Source organism: Veillonella sp. R32 (assembly GCF_010093125.1).
Taxonomy (GTDB): Bacteria; Bacillota; Negativicutes; order Veillonellales; family Veillonellaceae; genus Veillonella_A.
The window spans coordinates 1-7,263 of record NZ_NMZQ01000061.1 but is presented as its reverse complement, the minus strand read 5'-3'; the positions used below and the strand labels follow the sequence as shown (position 1 = coordinate 7,263).

Annotated in this window: 1 protein-coding gene; it reads right to left on the bottom strand. The window is 38.9% G+C overall.

Annotated features, from left to right (window positions below; translation table 11 throughout):
* Positions 1-105 precede the first annotated feature (105 nt).
* Positions 106-7,221, bottom strand: a complete 7,116-nt coding sequence (locus VER_RS10040) for a YadA-like family protein (RefSeq protein ID WP_238390207.1) — start codon at positions 7,219-7,221, stop codon at positions 106-108.
* Positions 7,222-7,263: the final 42 nt, after the last annotated feature.

Sequence of the window (7,263 nt, the reverse complement as noted above, 5' to 3'; positions counted from 1 at the left end):
CTTGGTTAGGAAGGTGTGTCACAAACTATCGTCAGACGACTTCATACATTAGTGTGTTGGTATAGAGCAACCTAGTCAATCTTTACTACTCACACACAAGGCGTCTTATTTTTGTAATGCTGCTACTGCTTGTAACAATTGTTCAATTTTTTGGTTTTGCTCTTCTAATTGTACACTTTGTGCTTCAATCTTAGCATTCTGTTCAGCAACTACACCTTTAAGGGTTGTAATTTCTTGTGCCATTACCTTACGAGCTGGATAATTTTGAGTTTCGCCATCACCAACACGTAACGTTACCCCAGCGTTAACCATGTTTTCACCTCCACCATAGGATGTACCGATGCTAAACATAGTATCACCATTTGGACGATAGAACGCACCGATTGCTACTGCATTAGCCCCTTTGTAGTTACCTACGCCAGCCGATACTTCCCATTTAGCCTCTGGACTAAATTCTAATGGATGTAAAGCAGCCAACGCTGCAGCCCCTGCACCAACACGGTCTACACGACGATCCAATTTGCTAATGCGGTTGGACATTTGGCCCATGCCATTAGTAATAGTATTAACCGCATTATCTAATTGGCCTTTATTTACCGCATCAGTGGTTGCTTGAGCGTCACCAACGCCATGAATTTGATTACCACCCATATAAATATTATCTTTCTGAATAGAAATCTTTTTAGTTTCATCAGAATCATTAATATTTAAGCCACTGTTATCTACAACCGTATTTCCTGTCGTTACCGATCCAGTATTTACAGTGTTATTATTAATAACAGTTTGGCTATCCCCTTTACCTACTGTAATCGTATCACCAGCAATAGACACATTACCAATGTTAGCTTTTTCAGTAACAGTTAATTCTTTAGTAGTTACAGAGCTTAAACCTTTAAGTTCTGTATTAAGCTTGACTTGAACTTGAGGATTCTTTACACCATCGCTTTCAACAATACTAGCTACCGTTGTAATGTTAGTATCATCACCAACTACATTAAATTGACTACCTGGTGTTGCTGTAGCAGTGCCAGAATCACCACCTATTGTGATAGGTTTCGTTTCAACTGAAATATTAACATCTTTACTCTCACTACCTGGTGTACTACTATCATTACCAGTATCTGTACCAGAACTATTATTACCCGTATTCCCTGTGTCGGTTCCCGTACTAGGTGTTGTAGGTGTGTTGCCACCAGTTCCGTTATTTGGATTAGATGGCGTAGAGTCATCTGTTTCCACTTTTGTAGTATCCGTTGGTGTATCTACGCCTTTCAATTTTAAACCAATAGTAAACTTACTACCATCGCGTGTTACCTTAATTCCATCATCAGCAGCAATCTCAATGCCACCTGTTTCAAATTGAGATTTAACATATTCGTAAATAGTACCACCATTGACAATATCCTTTGACTTCTCTCCAATAGTGCCACTACCGGTATACGTCACTTTTTTATCCCCCAGATTGATGCCATTATTGGTGAACTTAATTGTGTCACCAATAGTTAAGCCACCATTCTGCAGAATTGTATCACCAAATTTAATTTGATTACTACTCAAATTAAGTGCATTTGTATTATCGCCAAATTTAATAGTACCATCATCACTAAGATTTAAGTTTTTAGCCAACATAATACGTAAAGAGTTATCAGCTGTATTTCCTTTAACCCCAATGTTATTAGCATCTACAAAATCACTTTCTTCTGCGCCACCATATATTTTTAAGGTATCCTTATTACCACGTTCAACTGAAACATCCGTATTATCACCAGTAAATTTCAAAGAAATTTCACCTTTGGCCACATCAATCTTATCTTTTACTTGTCCCCAATTTACTGCATCAGAATCATCTTTAGCCTCAGCTACATTAGTAATGCGATTACCACCATTATCTAATCCATTGGAGTCTAATTTTACTGATTCAACCTTAGGTTTTTCAACTGGCTTTAATACTTCGCCTACATCATTTTTATACTCTTTTGTCTCTTCATCATATTTATATCCATCAGTAGAAGTATACCAGTTATTATCTTCCCCTTTCACTAATGAGTTCCCCTCATCATCTTTAGCACTTTCTTTAAATTTCATAGAACCATCGTCAAGGAAAATGTTTTTAGCAAGTTTCACATGTAAACCAGTGGCATTATCTTCACTATCAACATCAGCTACTACAGCGATATTATTTTCAGTGAAATCGTTAGCGCCACCTTTAATATCTAACTGTTCATTAAGCTTTTTAGGAATAGGTTTAGCATCATCACCAGCAAATTTAAGGCCATCATCCATAGTAGCTACTTGATATTCCCCGCCACCATTTTCAGTAGGATCTGTATAGACAATTCGAGTAATGCCATCTACCCCATCTGTTCCATTAACACCGGCTTTACCTTCTTTAACAACAATGGTCGCACTAGTGTCTCTACCTTGTTGACCATCTTGACTTGGTGTACCAATAATCGTAATCTTCCCTGGCTTAACTGGTGTATCTTCTTCTCCCTCTTCACCTTCTTTTACGGGTGTACCAATCACCAAATCAGGATTCATCTTAATATCATAAATAGCTTTGCCATTATCATCAATTACTACACCTAATGTCAAATTATTATCTGTAACAATCGGATTTTTTGACGATACGACTTGACCGTTTAATGTAATTGCCGTATGAGCACTAGCAGCAGTATCAGTAACAGCTTTGGCTACCGCTTTAAGCTGTGCAACGTTAACAGCATCAGTAGCATTTGTCCCTGCTGCTACACCAGTAATTTGACGAGATTGAATAGCAACACCGTCATTACCTAGCACACCTACCGATACGGACCCCAAGGTAGATTTCCATGTTGCTGAATCTGTAGTCGACAACTTATCATCCGCAGTACTTGTAGGATCATAACCAAACTTACCTTTATCAATACTTGCCACAGAATTAGATCCTAAAGCTACACTATCATCGACTATGGCATTAGCTTGATAACCAGCAATTACAACATTTGATTTATCTGTAGTCAATTTATTACTTTCATCACTAGACCCAATGATGATATTATGATTTCCTTTAGAAAGAATACGATAATCCCCTACTATTATATTGCCTTCACTATCTTCAACTTCATTATTTGAACCGATGGATGTAACATGTTTTGAATTAGTAATAGTTGTATCATTACCTGTAATTACATTATAACCACTTAATTTTTCATCCGTTCCTGTAATTGCATTGCCTGAACCAACAATTTGGGATAATTTACCATAATCAACCGTATTAGACGTACCAATAACAGTAACTTGTCCACCAACGCCTTTAATCCCTTTCGATAATCCACCTGCTATTTCCTCTGCATTTGGATTGTTTGGATCTAATATAGCGCCTCCATCTAATTTATCTAAATCAATGATTTCAAAAGAGTTCGTAACTATGTTACCTGCCCCCATAACCATTGTTGTATTAGATTTCTTAATAGTATTCGCAGAACCTATAGCAGAGTTAACAATACCATCTGCTTCAAAATTGCTATTAGCATCTATGGTATTTAATAACCCAAATGTATTAGCTGCCCATGCTTGAAGTGAAGGATCAAAACCTATTCGTTCCTGTACTTTCACACTAGACCCCAAACCTGCGGCCATTGTCAAAATACCCTGTGCACCATCATTATTATAATTACCTAATTGGCGTAATACCTCCTGAAACTCAGGATTAGATTTAGCATCATTAACACTATAATAATGGCTAGCCGCTGCGTTCCCAATTTGTTTTAATTGAGCCACATTGACTGCATCCGTATCATTAGTCCCTGCTGCTACACCAGTAATTTGACGAGATTGAGTAGCAACACCGTCATCACCAAGCACACCTACAGATACGGACCCCAAGGTAGATTTCCATGTTGCTGAATCTGTAGTCGACAACTTATCATCAGAAGTACTTGTAGGATCATAACCAAACTTACCTTTATCAATACTTGCCACAGAATTAGATCCTAGAGCTACGCTATCATCTTTTTCAGCATTAGCATTGTATCCCATTACAATTACATTTTTAGCTGTAGTTGTGAGTGTTGTAGCCGCTGCAGCGCGAAGGGTTGAATTGCCAGTATTATTAGCCGCTCCTAAAATAATACTATTATCAGCATCTACTACAGTACGATTATCCCCTATAAGGATTGTCCCTTCAGTATTGGACACTGCATTTTCATTACCAAAACTAACTACTTTACTTGAGTTTTTAACTGTATTATTAATACCAGCAAGAGTTACATTATCAACTATCTCCGCTGCATTTTTAAACCCAGAAATAAAGTTATATTCACTTGTATTTCCAGAATTGCCCAACACATCATTATTTACACCAATAATCGAAGTAGAGCGTACATAATTTGCCGTATTGCCACCACCAATAGCTAATACAGCACCACCCCCTTTAGAACTCTTAATTGTACTTCTCATACTATCTGCCATAGCATCAACAGAAGCTGCCCCATTAATATTTAAACCAGAAATATTAATAATCGAGTTAGAAATTTTATTCCCTGCCCCAAAGATAAGTGCCCCATTAGCATTCTCAGTAATATTAGCAAGACCTACAATACTATTAGCAGTCCCCGAATATCTACTACCTTTAGTACGAATACTATTAAAAGAGCCAACTGTTGTAGCCCCTAAATTTTGAGCTCCATACGAATAATTGCTCCCTGATCCACCATCAAAGTTACCCGTTGCTATATTGTAAATACCAAACATTGTACTGAACATACCTTTATTATAACTATTGCTCCCCACTGTAGTCATATTCATAATATTAGATTCTTCGTTCAGTTTTGGGGTAACATCAATTCCCCCCATCTTACCAAAATATGTATTAGAACCAATATGTAGCGAACCTGTTCTTGCATGAGCATTAGTCCCAATAGCAATCCCCGCAGATACTCGAGATTGATCAACTACTTTATATCTACTACCAGAATACGTTTCTTCTGGGTCAAATCTCCAATTCGAACTATCAAATGTAAATAATTGCTCTTGTGCACCGCCACCATTTAATACATATGAATTTTTGCCAATAGCAATACCACCTGTAATCTGAACATTTGATGCTACGCGCGCGTTATCACCAATCCCAATTGTACTATACGCATCAGCTCCAGCTGTAGGACCAATAGCGATAGAATTTATCCCCCTAGCTCCATCTCTATTTTTATTACCTTCATCTGTAGATTTTATTGAAATATATTGCATATTATTTTTAATAGCATCACTTACTTTTTTCAACTGAGCTATATTCACTGCATCTGTATCAGATGTCCCAGCTGCTACACTCGTAATTTGACGTGTTACATTAATTGCTGTACCAACTGATACTGCACCAGCGTTAGCACGCCAAATTCTATTGTCTACCGTACTAGCTGCGTTAGTAGAAATATCATACCCAAAAGAACCAGCTGCTCGTTCAGCCTTCGAGTTATTTCCCAAAGCTACCCCTTGAGCAACAGTAACATCAGTATTAGGACCTAATGCTGCCCCATAATCAGCGCTTGGTTGAACTTTGGCATCACGACCAATCGCAACCGCTCGTTTCGCTGCTGCACCAGCAGTTTCTTTTAATGTCCCTACATTATTCCCCTGTACTGAAGCTGCTGCTGTATCGGTTCCATTTACATGCATATACACATTGGATACCGCACTCTTTAATTGAGCCACGTTAACTGCATCTGTATCAGATGTCCCAGCTGCTACACTCGTAATTTGACGAGTTACATTTCCATTACCTATTGCAACTGCGCCAGCATTCGCACGCCAAATATTATTCGTAGTTATCGAATTTGCTCCTGTTGTAAAATCATAGCCTGGTGAGCCTGGATTTCCTGCCACAGTTACCTTTCCATCTTTATCTTTCTGTTCAGCGATATATCCGGAACGAGTAGCTTGAGAGTTAGCACCTAAAGCCACCCCTTGAATAGCCGTAACATTAGTATTAGAACCTAATGCTGCCCCATAATCAGCGCTTGGTTGAACTTTGGCATCACGACCAATCGCAACCGCTCGTTTCGCTGCTGCACCAGCAGTTTCTTTTAATGTCCCTACATTATTCCCCTGTACTGAAGCTGCTGCTATATCGGTTCCATTTACATGCATATACACATTGGATACCGCACTCTTTAATTGAGCCACGTTAACTGCATCTGTATCAGATGTCCCAGCTGCCACACTCGTAATTTGACGAGTTATACTATTTCCATTACCAATAGATAGAGCACCTCGATTAGCTCTCCAAGTAGGATTTTCTATTGTAGATTGTTTATTTGTTATCGGATCCCACCCTGATGACCCTGGGTTACCTTTAGTTAATACCTTTGTAGCATCAGCCTTATCCACAACATCAGCAGAATAACCTGCACGATTTGCTAAAGAATCAGCACCAAGAGCAATCCCAGTTTCTTCTGAAACTGTAGCACCTTTACCAATCGCAACCCCTCTATATCCGCCTTTAGAAGATTTCGTATCAGTAGCAGCTTCGAATTTATTAATTATTGCTCCATATCCAAGAGCTACTGCCTCTTGCGCCTGTACTGATGCATTAGTACCAATAGCTACACTATTACTTGCAATATTTTCGCCAGTAAATGTAGGCCCTGTTACCACTCCTGTAGTAGCGTCTACAGTTGCATTAGTAGCTGCAGTAGCCCCTACTTTAGCCCCATTACCGATAGCAACAGCATTGCTCGAGGTAGATCCAATAATAGTATTATTACCAGCCCCAAACGATGTAGTACCACCAGTTTTATTAGAAAAACCTATAGCTACTGAGTCATCTCCTACTATGGCGTTCTCATTACCAAAAGCATAAGCCTTTGTATTACTAGTCTTAGTCGTAACTTTATTTTGATAACCAATGGCAAAGGAGTTATTTCTAGATACAGCATTCTCATATCCAAAAGCATACGCATTCTGCGCATTTACTTTATTTTTATAGCCCACAGCTGCCGAACCAATATTATTAACTTTATTTTCAAATCCTAATGCAGTGGCATTATTGCCATTAGCCTCAGAACCTGCTCCTATTGCAGTAGCATTAGAGCCTTTAGCTTTTGTATTACTGCCAATCGCAATCCCTGTACCATTATTTGCCTCAGAGGCACTACCAATAGCAATACCAGGCCCCTCCCCCGCAGGATTTTGCGCAGGTGCAGCCCCCACAGAACTAAGCGTACCTACACACAATGCCAACACGGATAACGCCACGTTCAATGTCCGGCCTGACTGAATATGAGT